The following is a 23,809-nucleotide window of genomic DNA, read 5'->3' as shown; positions in this document are numbered from 1 at the left end:
GGGGTCAATCCTCCATCAGCTCCATGTACCTCTCCAACGTGGGCTGCCAGCTGTTCAGCGCGAACAGCGCGGTGAGCTGCTCCTTGTCGGCGGTGCGGGAGAAGGCCAGGTCCGCCAGGGCGCGGAAGGACGCGGTCTCCTCCTCCCGCGAGATCCGCTCGCCGCTCCGCAGCCGCTCCTCGTGATGGCCCAGCCGCTCGGGCGGGGGGATGTCGCCGAGCTCGCGGGACGCCAGCTCGGCCAGGGCCAGGGAGAGCTTGATCCGCGTCTGGATGATCCCGGGATCGACGTGGCCGTCCCACATCCGGAACTCCAGGTGGTCGCTGGGCAGCCCGCGGGCGTCCGTCATGCTCACCGCCGAGACGCCCAGGTTGTACAGGCGGACGTTGTCGAAACTCGCCCGGTAGTGGCTGGGATCCGCGTTGGGCAGGCAGTTGTCGTAGCCGCGGTGCATGCCCAGCTCGTCGACGGGGTTCTGGGCGATCCGGAACAGCACGTCCTCGAAGGCGTGGTAGATCTTCAGCAGCCGGACGTGCTTGGCGACGGACGTGCCGTAGTCGGGGATCCCGACGTGGACGTGACCGCCGGTCAGCGCCGTGGCCTCGCCCCCGTGCGACCGGATGATCTCGGCGACCCGCTCCAGGTCGCGCCAGGAGGCGGGGTCGTCGTGCAGGATCGGGGAGATGACCTCGCCGGCGATGCCGCCGTCGGCCTCCAGTTCCAGCCGCCACCCGCGGTCGTACCCCTTGCCGGAGTCGTGGTAGTCGTACACGACCGGGTCCTCCGCCAGACCCGCCTCGTGCAGTTCCCGGGCGATCGACTCGACCACCGGCGGCCAGTCCTTCCAGGGGATGCGGGGCAGGGCGAACTCCAGCTCGACGCCGAAGCCGCGCCCGCCCCCGGGCGCGCCGACGCCGTCGGTGGCGTTCTCCGTCATGTAGGGGACGATGGCGTCCACCGGCTCCCCCTCGGCGAAGCGGGTGGCGGCGTCGTCGTAGACCCGGTCGAACGCCTCCATGTCCCGGATGTAGGAGACCGGCTCGCCGTGCTCGCCGGCGTGGTGCGCCGCGGGCCCGTCGGGGACCCGGGGCCCGGTCTCGGGCCCCGGGGCCGGCGCCCCGTGCTCCGGGCCGGTGGCGTCACGCCCGAAGTAGGCGATGTCATCCCCGGAGGCCTCACGCCCGGGGTCTGGGACGTCACGTCCGGGACCGGGGGCCTCGCGCGGCAGGCCGCGGGTCGCGGCCCCCGGCTCGTGCCCGTCCGGGAGCGCGGCGGGGACGGCGGGGACGGCGGGGACGGCGGGGACACGGTCGTGACCGGGGGGACCGGGGTGCGCCGGCCGCCCCGACCCGGCCCACGCCCGGACCTTCTCCCACGTCGTGAGGGGCACCGGGCCCTCGGGCAGGAAGATGCGGAGCCGGCCGCGTCCGAGGAGGGAGTGCGGGGCCTCCTGGATGGAGCCGACGAACCCGTCGCCGTACCTGGTGACGCCGTAGAGCGCGTCCGGGGCGAGCACCGCCCGGCCGGTGCGGTCGGCCACCTCCTGGGCGAAGGACGACGTCGCGTGGCCCACCTCGCAGTCGGCCAGCAGCAGCACGTCACCGCGGAGGCCGGGCTCGTTCAGCATCAGCGCCGCGAACTCCTCCGCCGACAGCAGCCTGCCCCCGATGTACACGCCCTCCGGGCCGCCGTGGGCGGACACGGTGAAGGCCCCGTCGACCGGGAGCGCGCCGCGGGACGTCGCCGCGTTCACCATGTCGTGCGGGCTGTCCGGGTCGCGGTACCACACCCCCGCCCGGGTCTCCTCGCGGTGCTCGGTGAAGTGCCGCAGCGCCTCCCCGGTCAGCTCCGGCCGCGGGACGCCGCCGGCCTGCGCCGCGGGCGCGTCCGCCACCTCCCCGACCTGCGCCAGGAAGTAGTTCTTCGCCCCCGAGGAGGACTCCTGAACGGCGAGCACCTTGAACCGCGCGTTCGCGTCGAACATCGCGTGATGGGGCTTTCCGGAGATGTCGCCCACGTTCGCGTAGCGGCCATGGACGGTCAGCCGTACGCTCCCGGGCGCGTCCGCCAGGAACCGCGGATCGTCGACCCCCTCCAGGAGGCCGCGGAACGCGACCTCACGGCCGGGGGCGAGGTCCCCGGGGAGCCAGTCGGCCGGGACGCGCACCTCGACCTGTCCCGCGCGGTGCGGCAGCACGGCCAGCTCCGCGTTCGCCAGGTCGAGGTAGGCGCCGGCCCGCGCGGCGTCGCCGGGGTCTCCGGTACGGCCGGCCAGCGCGTCGTGCACCTGCGGCAGGTCGCCGTGCGTCAGCAGCTCCGAGAGCGCCGCGCGGGGGTCGCGCGAACGCCAGTCCCCGGCCTCCGGGGCATGCCCGCCGTCCGCGCCGGTCCCGGTGCGGCCGTCCAGGCCGTCCAGCACGGGACGCTCACCGTCCGCGTGCCGGGCGAGGTGCCCGAGCCGGTCCATGAGCCCGTCGTGCCAGTCGAGCCGGCCCCGGCGCGCGAACTCCGGCCGCAGCGCCTCCAGCCGCGCCGAGACGGCCGCGGCATCCTCCGGGCTCAACCTGTTCTGCCGGAACGTGACCTGGGGAGACTCCGCCGCCTCCGGGGACCGGTGCGCGACGAGGAACTCCCGGATGGCCGGACCGCCCCACCGCACGGGCAGTTCCTCACCGATCCGCAGGTGGTGCACGCCGTGCGCGTCCACGGTCACCTCATGCCGGGAGAAGCCGTCCCCCATGGTCAGCACGGTGTACATGCCGCGCCGGGTCCGCTCGGCGGGGGACTCGTGCCAGGCGGCCCCCTCCGGTCTCGGGTCCCCCCGGGAGACGCGGTGCTCGGAGTAGACGACCGTCTCACCCGCGCGGAGGATCCCGCTGTCGGCGGCGCCGACGAACCGGGGAGGCAGGCCGGTCAGCTCGTCCGCGTCCGCGTCGATGGCGCGGATGTACTCGGTGCGGACGGCCTGCCGGCCGTCGTTGAAGGTGACCAGCTCCTCCATCCGGCCCTGGGCGTTCTCGAACAGCTCCGAGCGGCGGATCCCGGTCGCGAGGCTCCTGCGCAGCGCCTCGTTGCCGTAGTCCCGGTACACGACGTCACCGGCGCGGTGCGTCGCGGGACCGTCCATCCCCATGGCCCCGCGGACCATGGCCGCCATCTCCGCCGCGTCCGCGTCCCGGCCGGTGAGGCGGATCGCCTGCCTGCCGTCCTCGAAGGTGACGACCTCCACGCGGGTGCCGCCGCGCTCGACGACGCGGGTCTCACGGACGCCGCCCGCCGCACTCGCGGCCAGCCCGTCGTCCCGGACCGGTACGGCGGGCGCGTCCGGCGAGCGGGACGGGTCCGGCGTGCCGGGCGCGGGCTCATCGGGCACGCGGGACGGGCCCGGCGCGTCCGGCGAGTGGGACGGATCCGGTGTGCCCGATGAATCCGTGCCCGGCGTTTCCCGCGCTTCGTCCGGCCGGTGCCGCAGGGCGCCGTGCTCGTCGGCGGATCGGCTCAGCGGGTCGCCGTGCTCACCGCCGGGTCCGGGTCGTGTGCCGTCGAGCCCTCCTGGACCACCTGGGCCGCCGAGGTCGCCGGGGCCGTCGGGGGAGAGCGGCGGCGGGGCCTCGACCATGGACCGGACCCGCTCCCACGCCGCCGGGGGAACCGGGCCTTCGGGCAGGAAGATCAGCAGCCGTCCGCGGCCCGCCATGGTGCCGGGCCGGTGATCCGGACGGAGGGCGACCATGTCACCCGACTTGTCGTCGACGTGCATCAGCGTTTCGGATGCGACCACCACATGGCCGGTCCTGTTGGCTACCTCCTGGGCGTACCGCTCCGCGCCGACCTTGCAGTTGCCGAGATAGATGACGTCGTCCGGACGCAGGCCGGGCTCGTTGAGCAGCATGGCCGCGAGATCCGCGGCGGGGATGTGCTCACCGCCGATGAAAAGCCCCCTGGAGTTCCCGTGACCGTCCACGTAGAACACGCCGTCCATCTTGCGCACGGCGCGCACGCTGGCGGCGAAGTCCGTCTTCAGGACCTCCGCGGGCGTGCGGTACCACACGCCGGCATCGGTCACCTCACGGTTCATCGTGGTGTGCCGCCGGAGCCTGTCCGGCAGCTCGGGACGCTCCTTGGGCCGGACGTCCCGGTGTGGGACGGCCGTGCCGCCCTCCGTGCCCTCCGTGACCCGCATCACGAAGTATTCCTTGACGCCGTAGGAGGTCTCGTGGACCCCCAGCACCTTGAACCGGGCGTCCCCCTCGATCATCACGTGACCGGGCCTGCCGGACATCTCCGCCACCCGCGTGTGTTCACCGTGAATGATCAGCCGCGCGCTGTGCGGCATGTCCGGCAGGAATCGGGGGTCGTCGACCCCCTCCAGGATCCCCCTGGCGGTGAACTCCCGACCGGCGGCCAGTCCTTCGGGAAGCCGGTCGGCGGGCACCCGCATCTGCACGGTCCCCTGGCTGCGCGGCAGCTCCACCAGCGCCTCGCCGACCAGTTCCGCGTACGCCCGCGCCCGAGCCACGTCGTCGGGACGCGCCGCCGGATCGGCCAGCGCCTCGTTCAGCCGTCCAAGATCACCCTCCCACAGCAGCTCGACCAGTGCCTGACGGGGTCGCATACCGGCCGGATCACGCGGCCACGCCGCATCCGCCGGCCGCGCGGCCGGGGTGACGGCCCCGTCACGCGGCACCGCGTCCGGCAGGACCGGACCGTGCGGAACCGCGTCCGGACCGGTCAGCAACGCCTTCTCTCCCCCGGCGTGCCGCCCGAGAAGCTCCAGCCGCTCCACCATGCCGTCGTGCCAGGCGCCCCACCCGCGACGCTCGAACTCCGGCCGCAGCTCCTCCAACCGGGCGTGGGCGGCCACGACGTCCGTCCAGTACAGGCCGTTGTGACGGAACACGAAGTCTCCGGGTCCCGCGGAAGTGGGCCGGCGGAGGAAGCCGTCGAGGACGGGCTTGCCCCACCTGCCGGCGAAGTCCCGATCGACGCCGATCAGGTGCTCCCCCGACGCGTTCGTTCCCGTCCGGTGCAGGTCGAAGGTCTCGCCCAGCGTCAGGACGTCGTACAGGCCCCGCTTGGCCGCGTGGCCGGGCGACTCGTCCCGCACCAGCGGCCGCAGCTCCGGGACGTTGGTCTGCGAAAGGTGGCTCCGGTAGATGACGGTCTCGCTCGCGCGGTGGAGGCCCCCGTTCGGGTCGGCCACCGTCCGGGGCGGCAGGACACCCGCCTCCACCCGGTCCGCCTGGGCGATGCTTCCGCAGTCCACCCGTCTCGCCTGCACCCCGTCGTTGAAGGTGACGAGCTCCACGGACCGGCCGGAACCGGTGTGTACCATCCGGGTGTCGCGGACTCCGGTCTCGATGCTCCTGCGCAGCGCGTCGTCGCCGTACTCCCGGTAGACGACGTCACCGGAGCGGTGCACCGCCGGGCCGTCCAGGCCCAGCACGGCCCGGGTCAGCGCCGCGGCCTCGGCGGCCTCCGCGTCCCTGCCGGTCAGCCGCATCGCCGTACGCCCGTCACCGAACGTGACGATCTCCGCCCGCGCATCACCGACGCCCAGGAAACGGGAATGGCGCACCCCGCTCGCCGCGCTCCCGCCGAGCTCCCCACCGGGGTCCATCAGCCGCGCCACGGCCTCGTCCGGCGTCCGCGGTCCGGCCGGCGGCGCTCCGTCCCGCGGCGCCGCGCCTTCCCCGGCGGGCGCCCCCTCCGGCGCCCTACCCGCGGGCGCCGCGTCCCGCGCTTCGGATCCCCTGTCCCGCGTACCGCCGGAGGGGGGCATGTCCTCCCCCGCGGGTACGGCGTCCCGGGCCTGCGGCGCCGCGCCCGCCGAATCCGGACGGCCGGAAGACGGCTCCGTCCGGGCAGGCGGTGTCGTGTCCGAAGGCGTCGAACGAGCCAGGTCCACCCGGCCGGCGGGCTCCGCCATCCTGGCCCCGGGCTGCGGGCTCCCATGCTCTCCGGAGTCGTGGGACAGGAACGGCAAGCCGGTGATCCAGGACCGGATCCGCTGCCATGCCGAAGGGGGGATGGGAGCGTCGGGCAGGAAGATCAGCAGTCGCCCGCGGCCGGTCATGGAGTAGGAAGGCTGGCCACCGATCACGGGGACCATGTCGCCACGATGGCTGACGGTCATCGTCGAGTCGGCGGCGACCACCACGTGACCGGTCTCCCTGGCCAGCTCCTGGGCGTAGGACTTCTGGCCGATATCGCAGTTGCCGAGGTAGATGACGTCGTCCGGACGCAGGCCGGGCTCGTTGAGCAGCAACGTCGCGAGTTCCCGAGGGCTCAACTTGTCGTAGCCGATGTAGAACCCGTCCGAGTTCCCGTGCGCGTCCACGTAAAACAGGCCGTCCATCTTCCGTACGGCGCGCGCGCTCTCCGCTATGCGCAGATCATTGGAATTGTTCAGGTCGCGGTACCACACTCCGGCGTCGGTCGTCTCGCGGTGCTCGTCGAAGTGCTTCCGGAGCCTTCCGGTCAGCTTGGGCGGGGCCTCCCGAAGCCCGCCGTCCGTCCGGGTGTCGGGAAGGACCCCCTCCACGTCGGAGACGCGGGCCACGAAGTACTCCTTGACCCCGTAGGAGGTCTCGTGGACCCCCAGCACCTTGAACCGGGCGCCCTCCTCGAACACCACCTGGTGCGGCCTGCCGGACAGATCCCCCACCCGCGTGTGCTCGCCGTAGACGACCAGCCGCGCGCTGTGGTCCATGTCCGGCAGGAACCGGGGGTCATCCACCCCCTCCAGGAACCCCTTGGCGGTGAACTCCTGGCCGGCCGCCAACCCCTCCGGCAACCGGTCTACGGGAATCCGCGCCTGCACGGTCCCCCGCTCACGCGGCAACTCCGCCAGCCCCGCACCGACCAGCTCCGCGTACGCCCGAGCCCGCGCCGCGCCGCCGGGGTGGGCCGCGGGATCGGCCAGCGCCTCGTTCAACCGTCCCAGGTCGCCGTCCCGCAGCACCCGGGCCAGCGCCTCATCCGGCCGCACACCGGCCGCATCATTCGGCCATGCCGCATCGGCCGGACGCACGACAGAAGCCGGAGCGGTCACCCCGTCATGCGCGGCCGAGGCACCGGCCCCGTCGTGCGGCACCACGTCCGGCAGGACCGGGCCGTGCGGAACCGCGTCCGGGCCGGTCAGCACCGCCTTCTCTCCCCCGGTGTGCCACCCGATGAGCTCCAGCCGCTCCACCATGCCGTCGTGCCAGCGCTGCCATCCGCGGCGCTCGAACTCCGGCCACAGCGCCTCCAGCCGCGCCGCCATGGCCGCGGCGTCCTCATCGGCGAGACCGTTGCGGCGGAACCTGTAGTACTCGATGTTGGACTGGTAGTGGTCGTCCCATACGACGAGGTTGTCGAGGAGCGTCTTGTCCCACATGTCGGCGAAGCCCTGCTCGATGCCGAGAACGGTGTCGCCGCGCGCGTTCGTGTCCGTCACGTGCGCGGTGAAGCTCTCGCCCAGCGTCAGGACGTCGTACACGGCCCGCTTGACCGCGTGGCCGTACGACTCGCTCCACACCAGCGGCTTCACCCCCGGATCCCCTGTCACGACCGGAGGGTCGGTCGTCCTGACCCGGGTCCGGTAGACGACCGTCTCGCTCGCGCGGTGGAGCCCTCCGTTCACCTCCGCGGCGGACCGGTGCGGCAGCGCCGCCACCTCCGCGTCGTCCGCGGCGGCGATCGTTTTGTGGTCCACGCGGAACGCCTGTTTCCCGTCGTTGAAGGTGACGAGCTCCCGGAAGTCGTCCCCCACGGGTATGAGCCGGGTTTCGCGGATGCCCGTCTCGATGCTCCTGCGCAGCGCGTCGTCACCGTGCTCCCGGTAGACGACGTCACCGGAGCGGTGCACCGCCGGACCGTCCAGCCCCAGCGCGACCCGGGTCAGCGCCGCGGCCTCGGCGGCCTCCGCGTCCCTGCCGGTCAGCCGCATCGCCGTACGCCCGTCACCGAACGTGACGATCTCCGCCCGCGCATCACCGGCGTCCAGGAAACGGGAATGGCGCACCCCGCTCGCCACGCTCCCGCCGAGCTTTCCACCGGGATCCATCAACCGCGCCGCGACCTCGTCCGGCGACGGCGCACCGCTCCGGAACGGCGCGCCGTCCGCCTCGTCCGCGGACGCCGCGTCCCGCGCCTCGTCCTCGGACGCCCTGTTGCGCATCTCGCCCTCGGACGCCCTGTCCCGCGCTTCGCCGGAGGACGTCGCGTCCTCCCCTGCGTCCCGGACCGGCCGCGCCGTGTCCACGGGGTCCGGGCGGCCGGAAGACGGCTCCGTCCGGGCCGGCGGCGGCACGTCCGAAGACGCCGGACGCGACGGTTCCGCCCGACCGACGGGCTCCACGCGGGTCACGGGCTCCGCACGAGGCGCGGGCTCCGCACGAGGCACGGGCTCCACGCGGGTCGTGAGCTCCGCAGAGGTCACGGAGTCCACACGGGTCACGGACTCCGCGCGGGTCGCGGGTTCCGCCGCCCTGATCCCGGGCTGCGGGCCCCCATACGCTCCGGGACCGTCGGAGAAGAACGGCAGGTCGGTGAGACCGGACCGGACCCGCTCCCATGCCACCGGGGGGACCGGAACGTCGGGCAGGAAGATCATCAGCCGCCCGCGGGCGGTCATGGTCGTGCGGGCCTTCCCATCGGTCACGGGGTTCATGTCGCCGAACCGGTTGACGGACATCATCGAGTCGGCGGCGATCACCACATGGCCGGTCTCCCTGGCCAGCTCCTGGGCGAAGGCCCTCTGGCCGACCTCACAGTTGCCGAGGTAGATGACGTCGTCCGGCCGCAGGCCGGGCTCGTTGAGCAGCAACATCGCGAGTTCCTGGGCACTCAGCCCGTCCTCGCCGATGTAGATCCCGTCCGAGTCGCCGTGGGCGTCCACGTAGAACAGGCCGTCCATCTTCCGTACGGCGCGCGCGCTCTCCGCCAGGTCCCGGTCCTCGGGGTCGCTCAGGTCGCGGTACCACACGCCGGCTTCGGTCGTCTCGCGGTGCTCGTCGAAATGCCGCTGGAGCAGTGGGGACAGCTCGGGCGGGGCCTTCGGAAGTCCGCCTGTCCGGGTGTCGGGAAGAACCCCCTCCACGTCGGAGACGCGGGCCACGAAGTACTCCTTGACGCCGTAGGAGGTCTCGTGGACCCCCAGCACCTTGAACCGGCTGTTCCCCTCGAACACCACCTGGTGCGGCCGGCCCGACAGGTCCCCCACCCGCGTGTGCTCGCCGTAGACGATCAGCCGCGCGCTGCGATCCATGTCCGGCAGGAACCTGGGGTCGTCCACCCCCTCCAGGAACCCTCGCGCGGTGAACTCCTGACCGGCCGCCAACCCCTCGGGAAGCCGGTCGACGGGCACCCGCACCTGCACGGTCCCCCGGCTGCGCGGCAGCTCGGCCAGCCCCGCGTCGACCAGCTCCGCGTACGCCCGCGCCCGGGCCGCGTCGTCGGGGTGGGCCGCGGGATCGGCCAGCGCCTCGTTCAGCCGTCCGAGGTCACCGTCCCGCAGCACCCGCTCAAGCGCCTCGTCGGGCCGCGTGGTCGCGGGGTCGTGCGGCCACTCCGCGTCCGCCGAGCGGGCGACCGGGGACACGGCGCCGTCGTGCGGCGTCGCGTCCGGCAGGAGCGGGCCGTGCGGGACGGCGTCCGGGCCGGTCAGCAACGGCTGATCCCCCCGGGCCTGTCGCCCGAGGTACTCGAACCGCTCCGTCATCTCTTCGTGCCAGCGATGCCACCCGCGCCGCTCGAACTCCGGCCGCAGCGCCTCCAGCCGCGCCGCGACGGCCGCGGCGTCCTCCCCGGTGAGACCGTTGCGGCGGAACCTGAAATCGACGGCGCCGAGCCGGGAGACGACGCCCTCGTCGAGGAGGCCGTCGAGGAGCTTCTTGTCCCATATGTCGGCGAAGCCCCGCTCGATGCGCAGCAAGGACTCGCCGTGCGCGTTCGTCTCCATCGTGTGCATGTTGAAGGTCTCGCCCAGCGTCAGGACGTCGTACAGGCCCCGCTTGGCCTCGTGGCCCGGTGACTCGCTCCACACCAGTGGCTTCACGTCCGGATCGTCGGCCGCCCTGACACGGGTCTCGTAGACGACCGTCTCACTCGCGCGGTGGATCCCCCCGCTCGCGTCCGCCGTGGACAGGGGGGGCAGCGCCGCCCTCTCGATGGCGTCCGCGGCGTCGATCGTCCTGCGCTCTACGCGGAACGCCTGTCTCCCGTCGTTGAAGGTGACGAGCTCCCGGAACTTGTTCCCGTCGGGGATGAGCCGGGTTTCGCGGACGCCCGTCTTGATGCTCCTGCGCAACGCGTCATCGCCGTACTCCCGGTAGACGACGTCACCGGAACGGTGCACCGCCGGACCGTCCAGCCCCAGCGCGACCCGGGTCAGCGCCGCCGCCTCCGCCGCCTCCGCGTCCCGCCCGGTCAGCCGCATCGCCGTACGCCCGTCACCGAACGTGACGATCTCCGCCCGCACACCACCGACGTCCAGAAGCCGGGAGTGGCGCACCCCGCCCGCCGCACTCCGGCCCAGTTCCCCACCGGGGTCCATCAACCGCGCCGCGACCTCGCCCGGCGACGGCGCCTCGTTCCGGGGCGGCACGCCGCGCGCCCCGTCCGCGGACGCCGCGTCCCGCGTCCCACCCTCGGACGCCCTGTCCCGCGACTCGCCCTCGGACGTCCCGTCCCGCATCTCGCCCTCGGACGTCCCGTCCCGCGTCCCGCCGGAGGACGCCGGTTCCTCGCTTCCCGGTAGGGCGTCCGGGCCGTTCGCGCGGCTCGGTGCCCGGCCGGGACGGGGATCGGCGGGCTCCCGGGCGGCGTCGAGGAGCGACGTCGTGCCCTCGGCGTGCTCGGCGATCCGGTCGAAGGCGAATTTGGCGTTGGCGTACCAGTCGTCCCGGCCCAGCACCCGGAACTCGCCCTCCAGCGCGTCGATCCGCGCGCGGAGGACCTCGATGTCGCTCCGGCTGAGCGGGTTCCCCGCCCACTCGACCCTCATCGGGGCCGTCTCCCGGAAGAAGTGCCGGACGAAGGGGTTGCGGGTGTCGGGGAGGATGCCCTGGAACGCCTTCTCGTGGTCGAACGCCCTCAGCGAGCCGTTCTCCCCGACCCGCAGGTCGATGTCCGCCGCCCGTAGATCGAGGTCGGCGTCGGGGAACCGGAAGCGGTCGTAGTGGCTGGTGAGCGTGTCGAGGAGGCCCAGCAGGACGCCGTCCGCCGTGCCGTGGTGGCCCGGCGCCTCCCAGCTCCCGTCGGGGTTCAGGCGGACCTCCGCCCGCTCCCCGCCGACCCAGTCGACGAGGACGCGCCGCTCGCCGGTGATGTGCACGGCGGCCACGTCGGCCCCGACGGCCTGCCCCAGGCGTGAGGTGAGGTACTCGCGGTCCCGGGCGTCCCGGCCGGCCAGTTCCTTGTCCACCGCCCGCGTTCCGTCGCCCAGGGTGACCCGGTCGGCCCGCATGCTCTCCGCGCCGGTCCTGAGCGGCTCCCGGGGGCCGGTGATCCCCGTGGCCACGCTCTGGGCGAAGCTCTCGTGGTCGCGCAGGGTGATGGGGCGCGGCGGCCGCACCGCGTCCGGGTCGGCGGCCGGGAACGGCTGTGGCGCGAGCGCGCCCGGCTGCTCGGTGAGGACGGTGGCGGTTCCCCGCCCGTCCCCGTGGTTGATCAGCGAGTCGATGCTCCCCGCCCCCGGCCGCGCGGCCGGGGCGCTCTCCCCGGTGGTGACCGGGTCCCGCGGGGCGGGCACGGTGGGAACGGCGGCCTCGGGCCCGGGACGCGCGGCGCCCCCGGCGCCGGAGTGCGCGGCATCACCGGAACCAGGCCGCGCGGTGCCGGAGTGCGCGGCATCGCCGGAACCGGGCCGCGCGGTGTCGGGCGCGGGATGCGCGGCCGTACCGGGCCCGGAGTGCGCGGTGCCGCCCGGACCCGGACGTGCCGTGCCGTCCGCCGTCACGTGCGCCCGGCCCGGCCCGGCGGCCGGATGTGTCTGGCTCCCGCCTTCCGTCCGTGTGACGGCGGACGCCGGACCGGTGCTCTCCACCCGCCCGGCCGCGGTCCCCGGACCGGGGTTCTCCGTCCGTACGGCGGACCCGGCGGGCCCGCCCCCGTTCCTGGAGGTGAAGGCCGGGGCGGTCGTCTCGGCGTGGGCCGGCACGCGCGCCGGGGCCGCCGCGTCCACGAGGGGCGCGGTGTGCGGCGAGGCCGTGCCGTCCGGCCGGAGGGCGACCGGGGAAACGGCCTGCGGCGCGGTGTGCGGCGAGGCCGTGCCGTCCGGTCCGAGGGCAGCCGGGGGAACGGCCTGCGCCAGGACGGTGGCCGGGTCCGCGGGGGCGTGACCGGTGCCGCCGGAGGCGGTGACCGGGTCGGCGGGACGGCCGGAACCGGCCTGGTGAGCGCCCGCGGCGCCGGGGCCGGACGGCCTGCCGGGGTCGTGCGTGACCGCGCCGCCGGGTCCGGGCGGCCCACCGGGATCGGGCGGAGTCCCCCCGGGGCCGGACGGACCGCCCGGGTCGTGCGTGACCGCGCCGGCGGGACCGGACGGGCCTCCCGGGTCGTGCGGGACCGTACCCCCGGCGGAGTGTCCGCCCGCCGGGCCGCCGGCGGGCCCGCCGCCGTCACCGCCGTGGGCGGGCCCTCCTCCGTCGCCGCCCGCGCCGCGCACCGTCGGCTGCCCAGCCCAGTGCGCGTCCGCGCCGCCGATCACGCCGGCCGTGGTGCCCTTGAGCACCATCTCCCAGTCGAACTGGCCGCTCATCCCCAGGCTGATCGCGGTGGCCGCGCCGTTGGCCAGCCCGGACTGGGCCATCATGCCCCACATGGAGCTGGTGGAGGCCGCCAGGAACTTCTCGAAGGCCGTCATCTCGGCCCGGCTCAGCCCCGCCCGCAGCCCCGCGGTCGACAGCCCGGACAGCCCGGCCGGCAGGGCGGTGAGGAACACGCCGCTCAGCGCGCCCATCATTCCCGACGCCTTGACCGACTCCCAGTCGATGCCGTCGCGCCGCGACTGGGACAGCTGCACCCCCACGTCCATGGCGATGCCCAGCCCGCCGAACAGGGCGAGGTTGATCAGCAGCCGTTGGGCGATCTGCCGGATCGTCATCCGGGCGAGCTGCACGCGCGGGCCGATCAGCGCCAGTGACAGCGCGCCCCACGGGCCTGCCGAGGCCGCCAGCAGCCAGCCGATCTGGAAGATCAGGAACCAGACCGACACCTCGATCATCTTCTTGGTGTACTCGACCTGCACCCCGGCCTGGTTGAGCTCCAGCGCCGCCGACACCAGGCGGTCGACCAGCTCGGCCTGCTTACCTCCGGAGACCTGCTTTACGTGCTCGGCGAAGAGTTTCAGGGCCTCGCCGTCCCATTTCACGCCACCCGCGGCCCCCAGCGAGCCCTGGGAGGACAGCGGCCCCTCCCCGGCGACGCTCCGGGCGGTGGCCGCGCAGGCGTCGGCGAGCCGGAAGCACCGTGACTCGTCCCCCTCCGGCCAGTCCATCCCGACGGCCCAGCCGACGTACGGCTTGGCCCAGTCGGGCACGAGGAAACCGTCGAACCCCACGGAGGATCACACGCTGCGCGAGGAGGGGATGACTCCCGCTCCTTCGGCCCCCTCGTACGTCGCGGCGTTCACCCTCAGCCGCTCCTGGACGCCTCCGACCTCGTCGATGTACGCGTCGAACGTCGCGAAGAGCGCGTCCCTGATGCCGGGCAGCCGCTTCTCCAGCTCCGCGCCGTACTGGTCGTCACCCAGCGGGGGGCTCTCCCGCAGGAACGCCTGCCACAGCTCGTCGCGCCGCTCGCGCAGGAAGTCGCGCTCCTCGCCGTACTGCAGCGATCTGCGGCGCAGGTCCGCCCACTCGGCGTAGTAGCCGTCACCGGACGCCGTCATTCACGGCCCTCCGGCTCCATCGGCGGCAACGCCACCGGCTGGGGAAGGAACGACTCGAAGCTCGCGCCCTCGCCGAAGACCTCCTCGTACGGCAGGCCCTCCGGCAGGAACGGAGCCATCAGCTCCTTCGTCTGATCGGCCACCTCACCCGTCGCCGCGCCGATCTGCTCCATGATCGCCCGAGCCAGCTCGGAGGGGGACAGCTTGCGGTAGACGCGGGGGTCGAGCGTGAGGTCCTGGACCTGGCCCCGCGGTCCGACCGTCACCGACACCATTCCGTCGTCGGACTGCGCGGTCACGTTCAGCTCGTTGAGCCTGCCGTACGTCTCGCGGAGCTGCGCCGCCTGCCGGTTGTACTCCTCGGCCAGCTCTTCCATGGTCCTGCGGAACTCGTCGCTCACCGTCTTCACCTCCCGGAGTCAGGAAAACCATACGCCACAAGAACCCCAACAGAACTAGACACACTATTCACAGTCCGGCAAGATCCAATAAATCCGGCATACCCCTGGCCCGGCCCGCCGCATGGACGGTGGGGACGCCGGCCGGGACCGGGACGGGGCCGGGGAGCAGGACCGCGGGGCGGGACCGGGCCGGAGCACACACCGCCGGCAGGGCCGGAGGGGCCGCAGAGCGGTCAGGAGCCCCCGTCCCGCTCGGCGGTGGCCCGCCGCATCTCGTCGAGGATGGCGAACTCCTCGGGGGTGAGGTCGGGCGAGACGCTCAGGCTCCCCGCGGACGTCTCCAGCACGATGGGCTCGGGCGCGCCGGCCCCGGTGTCGTCCGGGACGACCGTGAGCAGGGGCACCGAGGAAGGCCCCAGGGCACGCAGCGCGCGGTCCGCCTCGGCGTCGCCGACCTCGGGGCAGCGGTACCCGTGGGCGGCGGCGTGCCCGCACAGCCCGGGGTCGGGCAGCAGGCCGTGTTCCCGCAGGTAGTAGGTGACCGCGTCCGTCCAGACCCAGCGCCCGTCCGTGCGGACGTCGCGCGGCACCGTCTCCCCGCGCGAGGAATCCACCCGGTCGGGGTCGCGGCCCGGCTCGTGTGCGATCACCCGGCCCCCGTCGAGGTAGGCCGCCAGCCGCTCCCGCTCGGCGGGATCCTCCGCCCGGGGGTGACCGGAGTCGAAGAACGGCCGCCCACTGCCGGGCTCGACACCGTCGAACACTCGCGCGATCGAGATCGCGTTCTCACTCATACGGGGTCCTCATCAACGAACCGGGAACGAAACCGTGACGGGATCCATCCTGCCGGAACACGGGCGGCGGTGTCCGGCCGGGCAGTGCCTCCCGGGACACCGCCCCGCGAAGATCCATGTCCCTTATGATCGGCCTTCGATGGCTTTGCGCCTACACGGGAGGAGGCCGGGCTCGGTGGCGGGTGTCGACATCCATTTCCAAATGCTCGATCAGTGCCGTACGACCGCGAAAACACTGGCCGGGAAGTTCGAGGAGCTCGGCGGCCAGTACCCGGCCAAGACGGCCGACTCCTCCGTCTTCGGCAGGCTGACCGACTCCTCCGGGCTCGCCGCGGCCCTCGACACGGTCGAGAAGACGCTCGACGACCAGCTCGGCCGCGTCGGCAAGAAGCTCCGGCTCGTGGAGCGGGCCCTCGACCAGGTGCAGGACAACGTGCGCGGCGCGAACCGGGCCGGGGGTGGGAGCTGATGAGCTCCGAGCAGATCCGCCAGCTCCCCGGCGGCGGCCCGCTGGCCGACTACCTGGACAAGGTCAGCGGCAACCCCGAGGCGATCCGCGCGGTCGCCAAGCACTGGCGCGGTACCGCCGGGAAGATGAACGAGCACTTCGGCGGCCTCGGCACCGCCGTGAAGAACGTGGACGACGCCTGGCAGGGCGACTCCGCCGACGACTTCGCCACCTACATGAGCAAGTACGGCAGGGCGGGTGAGGAGCTGGAGCTCGCCGTCTCGAACTGCGCGAACTCCCTGGACGCCGCCGCCAAGGCGCTGGAGGACGCGAAGGCGAAGATCGGCAGAATCGCCGACACGCTCCTGAACGACGTGGCCACCTACCGCAGGACCAACCGCGGGGACACCTCCCAGGACACCTCGGCGGGCATCTCGCAGCTGGCCTCCTCGGCCGCCACCGCTGCGAAGCCCCACTTCGACGCGGCCGACGCCGCCGTGACCAAGGCCATGAAGGAGATCGGTAAGTATCTCGGTGAACGGGATCTCACCTTCACCGGGATCGCCGACCCCGGGGACGAGCCGTTCGTGCCCGGGACCGGCCACACCGTGGACTGGCAGCGGACCATCGGCTACCACCCCGCGGGAGGGCCGAACGGAGGCGGCGGCCCCGGAGGCGGCGCACCCGGCGGCAACGGATCGGGGGGCGGTTTCGGCGGTTACGGGCCCAGCGGCCCGCCCCCGCCCGGCGGCGGCCCCGCCCCCAGCGGCAAGGTCAAGGAGTGGATCGAGCAGGCGATCGAGATTCTCAAGGAGCAGGGTGTCCCGGTCGGGAAGATGAACCCCAACGACATCTGGATGATCATCCAGCACGAGTCGGGCGGGAACCCGCACGCGATCAACAACTGGGACTCCAACGCGGCCGCGGGGCATCCCTCCAAGGGCCTGATGCAGACCATCGACCCGACCTTCAACTCTTACAAGCTGCCGGGCCACGGCGACATCTACAACCCGGTGGACAACATCATCGCCGGGGTCCGCTACGCCATCAGCCGGTACGGTTCGGTCTCCAACGTGCCCGGCGTGGTCGGCAGCAAGACCGGCAGCGGCTACGTCGGCTACTGACCCCGCCGCCTCCGGCGCGCCCGGACCGGTGCTCCGCCCGGCCACCGGCACCCGGCGCGGGTCCGGGAGCCGGTGGCCGCCGGGCGGGCCGGTCGTGTCCCGACCCCCGTGGCTAGGCTGTGACGATGAAGCTGACGAAGTTCGGGCACGCGTGCGTCCGCCTGGAGAAGGACGGCTCGGCCCTGGTGATCGACCCGGGCGCCTTCAGCGAGGAGTCCGCACTGGAGGGGGCGCGCACCGTGCTCATCACCCACGAGCACTTCGACCACGTCGACGTCGAACGGCTGCGCCGGGCCGTCGAGGCCGACCCGTCGCTGGAGATCTGGACGAACGAGGCGGTGGCCGCCACGCTGACCGGCCTCCCCGCCGAGATCCGGACCGTACGGCACGGCGACACGTTCGACACGGCCGGTTTCGGGGTGAAGGTGGTCGGCGAGTGGCACGCTCCCAACCACCCTGACATCCCGGCCGTGCGGAACACCGGGTTCCTGGTGGACGAGGAGGTCTTCTACCCGGGTGACGCGTTCACCCCGCCCGGCACGGAGGTCCCCACCCTCCTGGTGCCGACCAACGCGCCTTGGATGAAGATGGCGGAGATGGTGGAGTATCTGCGCCGGGTCCGCCCGGCCCGCGCCTTCTCCACCCACGACGGCCTGCTCAACGACGCCGGGCTCGGCCTGATCGACGGCTGGCTTGAGCGGGAGGGCGAGCAGCAGAAGGCCGACATCCGCCGTCTCAAGCCGGGCGAGTCCGTCGATCTGCCGTAGACATGGGTCCGTCGCGCCGCCGGTCCCTCCCGCCCCGGGCGGGAGGGACCGGCCGGCCGACCGGGCATAGCTGACCGCCCAGGCGGCCGACCGGCCGACCGGCCGTACGGCTAGGCGGCGGTGACGATGGTGGCCGAGCCGATCACGGTGTCGTCCAGGTAGAGCACCGCGGCCTGGCCCGCCGCGACCCCGGTGGCCGGGGCGTCGAGCGTGATGTGCACCTCGTCGCCGGAGAGCTGGGCGCGGCAGCCGTACACCTCGCCGTGCGCGCGGAGCTGGACGGTGCAGGCCAGCGGCTCGCGCGGCTCGGCCACCGGGCCGTTCCACACCGGCCGGGCGGCCACGATGGTGGTGACCTCCAGGGCGGAGCGGGGGCCGACCGTGACGGTGTTGGAGACCGGCTCGATGGACAGCACGTAGCGCGGTCGGCCGTCGGGAGCCGGACGGTCGACGCGCAGGCCCTTGCGCTGGCCGACGGTGAAGCCGTACGCCCCCTCGTGGGTGCCGACGACCTCGCCGGAGACGTCGACGATCGGGCCGGGGGCCGCGCCGAGGCGGTCGGCGAGGAAACGCCGGGTGTCGCCGTCGGCGATGAAGCAGATGTCGTGGCTGTCGGGCTTGTCGGCCACGGTGAGCCCGCGCCGGGCGGCCTCCTCGCGGACCTGCGCCTTGGTGGAGTCGCCCAGCGGGAAGATCGCGTGCCCGAGCTGCTCCCTGGTGAGCACCCCGAGGACGTAGGACTGGTCCTTGGCCGCGTCGGGGCTGCGGCTCAGCACGCCGTCGACGAGCCGGGCGTGGTGGCCGGTGGCCACCGCGTCGAAGCCGAGGGCGAGGGCCCGGGTGAGGACCGCCTCGAACTTGATCTTCTCGTTGCACCGCAGGCACGGGTTGGGCGTGCGGCCGGCGGCGTACTCGCTGACGAAGTCCTCCACCACGTCACGGTGGAAGCGTTCGGCCATGTCCCAGACGTAGAACGGGATGCCGATGACGTCGGCGGCCCGGCGGGCGTCACGGGAGTCCTCGATCGTGCAGCAGCCGCGGGCGCCGGTCCGGTAGGACTGCGGGTTGGCCGAGAGCGCCAGATGCACGCCGGTGACGTCATGGCCGGCCTCGGCGATGCGGGCGGCGGCCACGGCGGAGTCGACGCCGCCGGACATGGCGGCAAGCACGCGAAGTGTCATAACCCCTTGAGCGTACCCGCGCGGCGGGGCACGCCGTCAGCCCGGCCGTGCCCTTCCCCGGCGCTCGGGCGGTCGCCGTACGGCCGCGCGGCGCTCCGCCCCCCGTACGGCAGGCGGCGCGGGTCAGCTCAGACCGGCCCGGCGGGCGCGTTCGACGACCGTGCCGATGACGGCCGCCACCCGGTCCACGTCGTCCCGGGTCGAGGTGTGGCCCAGGGAGAAACGGAGCGAGCCGCGCGCCCGGACCGCGTCGGCGCCCATGGCGAGCAGGACGTGGGAGGGCTGCGCCACCCCGGCCGAGCACGCCGAGCCGGTCGAGCACTCCACGCCCTTGGCGTCCAGGAGCATCAGCAGCGCGTCGCCCTCGCACCCGGGGAAGGAGAAGTGCGCGTTGCCGGGCAGCCGGTTCACCGGGTCGCCGTTGAGGATCACGTCGGGGACGGCCTCGCGGACCCGGCTGATCAGGTCGTCGCGGAGCGCGGTCAGCCGGGCCGCGGTCTCGGCCTGACGGTCCACCGCGGTCCGCACGGCCGCGGCGAACCCGGCGATCGCCGGGGCGTCGAGCGTGCCGGAGCGCACGTCGCGCTCCTGGCCGCCGCCGTGCAGCACCGGCACCGGATCGACGCCGCGGGCCAGCAGCAGCGCGCCGGCGCCGATCGGGCCGCCGACCTTGTGGCCGGAGACAGCCATGGCGTCCACGCCGGAGGCGGCGAACGCGACCGGGAGCTGGCCGACGGCCTGCACCGCGTCGGTGTGGAAGGGGATGCCGTGGTTGTGGGCGATGGCGGCGAGCACGCGGACCGGCTGGACGGTGCCGACCTCGTTGTTGGCCCACATCACGCTCACCAGGGCGACGCTCTCCGGGTCGCGCTCGACGGCGTCGCGGAGGGTCTGCGGGTGCACCCGGCCGAGCTCGTCCACCTCCAGCAGCTCCACCTTCGCGTCCTGGTGGTCGCCCAGCCAGTGCGCGGGGTCGAGGGCGGCGTGGTGCTCGGCCGCGCTCATCAGGATCCGGGTCGCGCCCCTGGCGCGGCGGGCCCAGTACAGGCCCTTGACGGCCAGGTTGTCGGCCTCGGTGCCGCCGGAGGTGAAGACCACCTCGCTCGGCCGGGCGTCCAGCGCGTCCGCGATGTTCTCCCGCGCCTCCTCCACGACCCGGCGGGCCCGGCGGCCCGCGGCGTGCAGTGACGAGGCGTTGCCGACCACACCGAGCTGGGCGGTCATCGCCTCGATCGCCTCGGGCAGCATCGGCGTGGTCGCCGCGTGATCGAGATAGGCAGACTCCACGACCGCGCTCCCTTCCCCGGCCCCTGTTCTCCGGCCCTCCCAAGCGTATCCGCGCCCGGACGAGCGCCGTCTCGGCGGTCCCCGCCGCTCCCCGGGGGCCGCCGGCGGCCCCCGGTGTCCATCGCGGTCACCACGGCCGCCACGAGTGTCACGCGCGTCACAACCGCCACGTTTGCTTGCTGAACCGTCCGGACGGTACAGTAGATGTCATGCGACGGGAAGAGCTACTGGACGCGGCGGAGGACCTCCTCGGCGACCAGGGCGCCGGGGCACTGACCCTGGCCGCCGTCGCGGAGCGGGCCGGATGCAGCAAGGGCGGCCTGCTCTACCACTTCAACTCCAAAGAAGCCCTGATCAAAGGCATGGTCGAGCGCCTCATCGAGGACTTCGACCAGCTCGTCGCCGCCCAGGGCCACGACACCTACACCAAGAACTACCTGGCCGCCACGTTCGAGGCCGTGCGGACCGGCAGGCTGCGGCGCTGGGCCGTGGTCACCGGCGCGTCCGGCAACCTCCTCCTCCTCGCCCCGTTGCGCGAGGCGATGGCCAGATGGCACCGCGAAGGGCTGGACGACGAGCCCGACCCGGTCGCCGCGCAGATCGTACGGCTCGCCTGCGAGGGGCTGTGGGACGTGGTCAGCCACGACCCGGCCCTGTACGACGACGAGCGCTACGACGAGCTGAAACGGCGCCTGCTGGCGCTGCTGCCCGCCTGAGCGACCCGCTCCCGCGGCCCCTGCGCACACCCCCCACACCACCGATCGCGCCCGCGGTCGTCTCCGCCCGCGCGGAGGCGGCCCGCTCGTGCGTGCCGATCGACGACGACGTTCAACGACATTCATGTAAGGAGCCCGTGATGACCCGCGCCCTGAGGACGGCCCGTACCGGTGCCGTTCTCACCTTCGTGCTCGCCGGACTGATGTGCGGATCGATGACCGTGCGCATCCCCGCGCTGTCCGACAAACTCGGCCTGTCCGAGGCGTCGGTCGGCGTGACGCTGCTGGTGTGGGGGCTGGGCGCCCTCGTCACCATGCAGTCCATGCGCCGGGTGATGACGCGCTTCGGCAGCCGGAGCGTGCTGCGGATCGGCGCTCCCCTCTGTGCGGCGACCCTCGCCCTGCTGGCGTTCGCGCCGACGTACCCCCTGCTGCTGGTGACCGCCGGGCTCTTCGGCATGGCGTTCGGCTCCGTGGACGTCGCGATGAACGCGCAGGGCTCGGCCGTCGAGCGCGCCTACGGCCGCCCGCTGATGAACGGCATGCACGCCGGCTGGTGCGTGGGGGCGATCTCCGCGGGCCTGCTCGGCACCGCGGCCATCGCCGCGGGGCTGTCGTCCACGGCGCACCTGGCCCTCATCGCCCTGGTCTCGCTGCCCCTGCTGGTCGTCATCAGCCGCACCTACCTGCCCGACCCGGTCGTCGTCGAGGACGGCCAGGCCGGGACGCGTCACCGGATGCCGCCGGTGGTCTACCTGCTCGGCGCGATCGCGTTCTGCGCCTTCATGGTGGAGGGCACGGTCGCCGACTGGAACGGCCTGTACCTGCGCGACGTGGTCGGCGCCCCCGAGGCGCTGGCCGCACTGGGCTACCCGGTGCTGGAGGCCGGCATGCTGTTCGGCCGCCTGGGCGGCGACCGGGTCCGGGCCCGCTTCGGCGCCCGCGGCATGCTCATGGTCTCCGGGCTGGTGACCGCCGCGATGTTCGCCGTCGTCCTCACCGCCTCGACGGCCATGGTCGCCATCGCCACCATGTTCCTCGTGGGCATCGGAGTGGCGACGATCTCCCCGATGGCCCTGTCCCTGGCGGGCGGCGCCGTCGCCAACCCCGGCCCGGCCATCGCCCAGACCGGCGCGATGGGGTACGCGGGGCTGCTGCTCGGCCCGGTCGTCATCGGCTTCATCTCCGACGTCGCCACGCTGCGGACCGCGCTCGGCATCGCCGTGGTGCTGGGCCTGCTGATCGCCGCGGCCGCGCGGTTCCTGCCGCGCGCCGGCACGCGGGTCCCCGCCACCCCGGCCGACACCCCCGACCGCGAACTCTCCATGGCCGCCTGACCCGGCCACCGCGCCGGCCGCCGTCCCGCACGCCTCGCCGTACGGGACGGCGCCCCCGGAACCCAGGAAAGTCAGGTAGGGCCCTTCCATATCGCCGAAGCTCCGGACAAGATATGAGCTCAGAGTTATATTCCTGGCATGACCTGGGAGATCGTCCTACTGGAACCGGTGGATTCGTGGTTCCTCAAGTTGTGTGAGAGCGATCCAGACTCGGCAGCCCTCGTCGAGAAGGCGATCGACCGGTTGGCGGAGATCGGCCCCACCCTCGGGCGGCCTTTGGTGGACACGTTGGTGGATGACGATCTGAGCAACCTCAAGGAGCTTCGCCCAGGCTCACGAGGGCGGTCGGAGATTAGAATCATCTTCGTCTTCGATCCCGACAGGGAGGCGATCTTCCTTGTCGCCGGGGACAAGGCGGGCAGGTGGTCGCGGTGGTACGACGAAGCGATCCCCCTGGCCAAGTCCCGGTATGTGGAGTACCGCGCGGAGAAGAGGGAGGAGACGCCATGAGCCCCGCACGCCGCTGGCAGGAGGTCAAGGCCGAGGCTCACCGGCTGCACCCCGAGCTGGCCGATCCGGAACGGCAGGCGACCGCCGAAGCCGCACTGAACGCGTACGTGGCCGGTCATCACCTGAAGGAACTGCGCAAAGCGCTGGGCAAGACTCAGGCCGAGGTCGCCGCCGCACTCGGCATCTCCCAGTCGCGGGTATCCCAGATCGAGAACGGCGACATCGACACCATGGAGCTGGAGACCCTCCGGGCCTACGCGGCCGCGCTGGGCGGGCATGTCGACGTGACGATCAGCGTCGGCCCGCACTCCGTCAGAGTCGCCTGAGGACGTGGCGGCCCCGGGGACGCGAGAAGGCGCCGCACGCGTGTGCGGCGCCTTCCCGGGTTCCGTGCCCGCCTCGCGGGCCGCGCGTCACTTGCGCTTGGCGATCTCCTCGGTCAGCTGCGGGACGACCTGGTGCAGGTCGCCCACGACACCGAAGTCGGCCAGCTCGAAGATCGGCGCCTCGGGGTCCTTGTTGATCGCGACGATCGTCTTGGCGGTCTGCATGCCGGCCCGGTGCTGGATGGCACCGGAGATGCCCGCGGCGATGTAGAGCTGCGGCGAGACGGTCTTGCCGGTCTGGCCGACCTGGAACTGGTGGGGGTACCAGCCGGCGTCGGTGGCGGCGCGGGAGGCGCCGACCGCCGCGCCGAGGGAGTCGGCGAGCTTCTCGATGATCGAGAAGTTCTCGGCCGAGCCCACGCCGCGCCCGCCGGAGACCACGATCGCGGCCTCGGTGAGCTCCGGACGGGCCCCCTTCTCCTCCTTGACGCGCTCGACGACCCGGACGGCCCTGGCGGCGTCGGAGACGGCCACCGAGACCCGCTCCTCGGCGCCCGCGCCCGCGGCGGGCTCGACCGGCGTGGAGTTGGGACGGACGGCGATGATCGGGAGGCCCTTGGTCACCCGGGCCCGGACGTTGACGCCACCGCCGAAGATCGAGTGCTCGGCGACCATGCCGTCCTGGATCCCGACGACGTCGGTGAGGATGCCGGCGTCGAGCTTGATCGCCAGGCGGGCCGCGATCTCCTTGGCCTCGGCCGTGGCGGCGACGAGCACCGCGGCGGCGGACTTCTCCGTGGCGAGCTGGGCCAGCAGCTCGGCCTTGGGCGCGACGACGTGGTCGGCGATGTCGGCCGAGTCGGCGACGTAGACCTTCTCGGCGCCGTGCTCGGCCAGCCGGGCCTGGGCCTCGGCGGTGTATCCGGGACCGGCCCAGACGGCCGACGGCGCGCCCAGCTTGCGGGCGAGCGTCAGCAGTTCGAGCGTGACCTTCTTGACCTGGCCCTCGACGTGCTCGACGAGAACGAGAATCTCAGACATT

General features: G+C 73.3%; 14 protein-coding genes. 7 read left to right on the top strand and 7 right to left on the bottom strand.

Going from position 1 to position 23,809, the window contains the following annotated elements; translation table 11 throughout:
* Nucleotides 1-4 precede the first annotated feature (4 nt).
* The 4 genes from IEZ10_RS17760 to IEZ10_RS17745 all read right to left on the bottom strand — a co-directional run bounded on the left by IEZ10_RS17760 (nt 5) and on the right by IEZ10_RS17745 (nt 15,071).
* Nucleotides 5-13,546 (bottom strand): DUF8616 domain-containing protein, encoded by a 13,542-nt coding sequence (locus IEZ10_RS17760; protein WP_189247621.1) that lies wholly within the window; start codon nt 13,544-13,546, stop codon nt 5-7.
* Between the two features lie 6 nt (nt 13,547-13,552).
* On the bottom strand, nt 13,553-13,876 hold the full coding sequence (locus IEZ10_RS17755; protein WP_189247620.1) for a hypothetical protein: 324 nt from the start codon (nt 13,874-13,876) through the stop codon (nt 13,553-13,555).
* Nucleotides 13,873-14,277, bottom strand: a complete 405-nt coding sequence (locus IEZ10_RS17750) for a YbaB/EbfC family nucleoid-associated protein (RefSeq protein ID WP_189247619.1) — start codon at nt 14,275-14,277, stop codon at nt 13,873-13,875. The genes IEZ10_RS17755 and IEZ10_RS17750 overlap by 4 nt, the downstream gene beginning before the upstream one ends.
* 233 nt (nt 14,278-14,510) lie before the next feature.
* Complete coding sequence (locus tag IEZ10_RS17745) at nt 14,511-15,071, bottom strand: hypothetical protein (protein ID WP_189247618.1); 561 nt, start codon at nt 15,069-15,071, stop codon at nt 14,511-14,513.
* Between the two features lie 202 nt (nt 15,072-15,273).
* Here IEZ10_RS17745 and IEZ10_RS17740 point away from each other — a divergent pair, with 202 nt between their 5' ends.
* The 3 genes from IEZ10_RS17740 (at nt 15,274) to IEZ10_RS17730 (ending at nt 17,410) form a co-directional block, all read left to right on the top strand.
* Nucleotides 15,274-15,540 carry a hypothetical protein gene (locus tag IEZ10_RS17740; RefSeq protein ID WP_229811376.1) on the top strand — a complete coding sequence of 89 codons (267 nt, stop codon included), beginning with the start codon at nt 15,274-15,276 and terminating at the stop codon, nt 15,538-15,540.
* The gene (locus tag IEZ10_RS17735; protein WP_229811375.1) at nt 15,540-16,643 is read left to right on the top strand and encodes a transglycosylase SLT domain-containing protein; all 1,104 of its coding nucleotides are present in this window, start codon (nt 15,540-15,542) and stop codon (nt 16,641-16,643) included. Before IEZ10_RS17740 ends, IEZ10_RS17735 begins: the two co-directional genes overlap by 1 nt.
* Nucleotides 16,644-16,768: 125 nt before the next feature.
* On the top strand, nt 16,769-17,410 hold the full coding sequence (locus IEZ10_RS17730) for an MBL fold metallo-hydrolase (protein WP_189247616.1): 642 nt from the start codon (nt 16,769-16,771) through the stop codon (nt 17,408-17,410).
* A 110-nt stretch (nt 17,411-17,520) separates the two neighbouring features.
* On the opposite strand, the gene mnmA is transcribed toward IEZ10_RS17730, so the two are convergent.
* Nucleotides 17,521-18,591, bottom strand: coding sequence for a tRNA 2-thiouridine(34) synthase MnmA (gene mnmA / locus IEZ10_RS17725; RefSeq protein WP_189247615.1), 1,071 nt, complete (start codon nt 18,589-18,591; stop codon nt 17,521-17,523).
* 123 nt (nt 18,592-18,714) lie between these two features.
* The gene (locus tag IEZ10_RS17720) at nt 18,715-19,878 is read right to left on the bottom strand and encodes a cysteine desulfurase family protein (protein ID WP_189247614.1); all 1,164 of its coding nucleotides are present in this window, start codon (nt 19,876-19,878) and stop codon (nt 18,715-18,717) included.
* 209 nt (nt 19,879-20,087) lie between these two features.
* Here IEZ10_RS17720 and IEZ10_RS17715 point away from each other — a divergent pair, with 209 nt between their 5' ends.
* The 4 genes from IEZ10_RS17715 (at nt 20,088) to IEZ10_RS17700 (ending at nt 22,767) form a co-directional block, all read left to right on the top strand.
* A complete protein-coding gene (locus IEZ10_RS17715; protein WP_179824983.1) occupies nt 20,088-20,594 on the top strand; it encodes a TetR/AcrR family transcriptional regulator in 507 nt (168 codons plus the stop codon).
* A gap of 140 nt (nt 20,595-20,734) precedes the next feature.
* The gene (locus IEZ10_RS17710) at nt 20,735-21,931 is read left to right on the top strand and encodes an MFS transporter (RefSeq protein ID WP_189247613.1); all 1,197 of its coding nucleotides are present in this window, start codon (nt 20,735-20,737) and stop codon (nt 21,929-21,931) included.
* 138 nt (nt 21,932-22,069) lie between these two features.
* On the top strand, nt 22,070-22,441 hold the full coding sequence (locus tag IEZ10_RS17705; protein ID WP_189247612.1) for a type II toxin-antitoxin system RelE/ParE family toxin: 372 nt from the start codon (nt 22,070-22,072) through the stop codon (nt 22,439-22,441).
* A complete protein-coding gene (locus tag IEZ10_RS17700) occupies nt 22,438-22,767 on the top strand; it encodes a helix-turn-helix domain-containing protein (RefSeq protein WP_189247611.1) in 330 nt (109 codons plus the stop codon). Before IEZ10_RS17705 ends, IEZ10_RS17700 begins: the two co-directional genes overlap by 4 nt.
* A gap of 87 nt (nt 22,768-22,854) precedes the next feature.
* On the opposite strand, the gene IEZ10_RS17695 is transcribed toward IEZ10_RS17700, so the two are convergent.
* Nucleotides 22,855-23,808, bottom strand: a complete 954-nt coding sequence (locus IEZ10_RS17695; protein WP_189247610.1) for an electron transfer flavoprotein subunit alpha/FixB family protein — start codon at nt 23,806-23,808, stop codon at nt 22,855-22,857.
* Between the last annotated feature and the right edge of the window lies 1 nt (nt 23,809).

The sequence above is a fragment of the Streptosporangium pseudovulgare genome (assembly GCF_014648055.1).
In the GTDB taxonomy this organism is placed as follows: domain Bacteria; phylum Actinomycetota; class Actinomycetes; order Streptosporangiales; family Streptosporangiaceae; genus Streptosporangium; species Streptosporangium pseudovulgare.
Note: the sequence above shows the minus strand (reverse complement) of the source record. Positions and strands in the feature narration are given on the sequence as shown.

What these genes read in the sequence shown, in the direction of transcription:
- IEZ10_RS17755 (WP_189247620.1), bottom strand. Translation starts at nt 13,876, where the DNA reads ATGACGGCGTCCGGTGACGGCTACTACGCCGAGTGGGCGGACCTGCGC.
- IEZ10_RS17745 (WP_189247618.1), bottom strand. Translation starts at nt 15,071, where the DNA reads ATGAGTGAGAACGCGATCTCGATCGCGCGAGTGTTCGACGGTGTCGAG.
- IEZ10_RS17740 (WP_229811376.1), top strand. Translation starts at nt 15,274, where the DNA reads ATGCTCGATCAGTGCCGTACGACCGCGAAAACACTGGCCGGGAAGTTC.
- IEZ10_RS17735 (WP_229811375.1), top strand. Translation starts at nt 15,540, where the DNA reads ATGAGCTCCGAGCAGATCCGCCAGCTCCCCGGCGGCGGCCCGCTGGCC.
- IEZ10_RS17730 (WP_189247616.1), top strand. Translation starts at nt 16,769, where the DNA reads ATGAAGCTGACGAAGTTCGGGCACGCGTGCGTCCGCCTGGAGAAGGAC.
- mnmA (WP_189247615.1), bottom strand. Translation starts at nt 18,591, where the DNA reads ATGACACTTCGCGTGCTTGCCGCCATGTCCGGCGGCGTCGACTCCGCC.
- IEZ10_RS17715 (WP_179824983.1), top strand. Translation starts at nt 20,088, where the DNA reads ATGCGACGGGAAGAGCTACTGGACGCGGCGGAGGACCTCCTCGGCGAC.
- IEZ10_RS17710 (WP_189247613.1), top strand. Translation starts at nt 20,735, where the DNA reads ATGACCCGCGCCCTGAGGACGGCCCGTACCGGTGCCGTTCTCACCTTC.
- IEZ10_RS17705 (WP_189247612.1), top strand. Translation starts at nt 22,070, where the DNA reads ATGACCTGGGAGATCGTCCTACTGGAACCGGTGGATTCGTGGTTCCTC.
- IEZ10_RS17700 (WP_189247611.1), top strand. Translation starts at nt 22,438, where the DNA reads ATGAGCCCCGCACGCCGCTGGCAGGAGGTCAAGGCCGAGGCTCACCGG.
- IEZ10_RS17695 (WP_189247610.1), bottom strand. Translation starts at nt 23,808, where the DNA reads ATGTCTGAGATTCTCGTTCTCGTCGAGCACGTCGAGGGCCAGGTCAAG.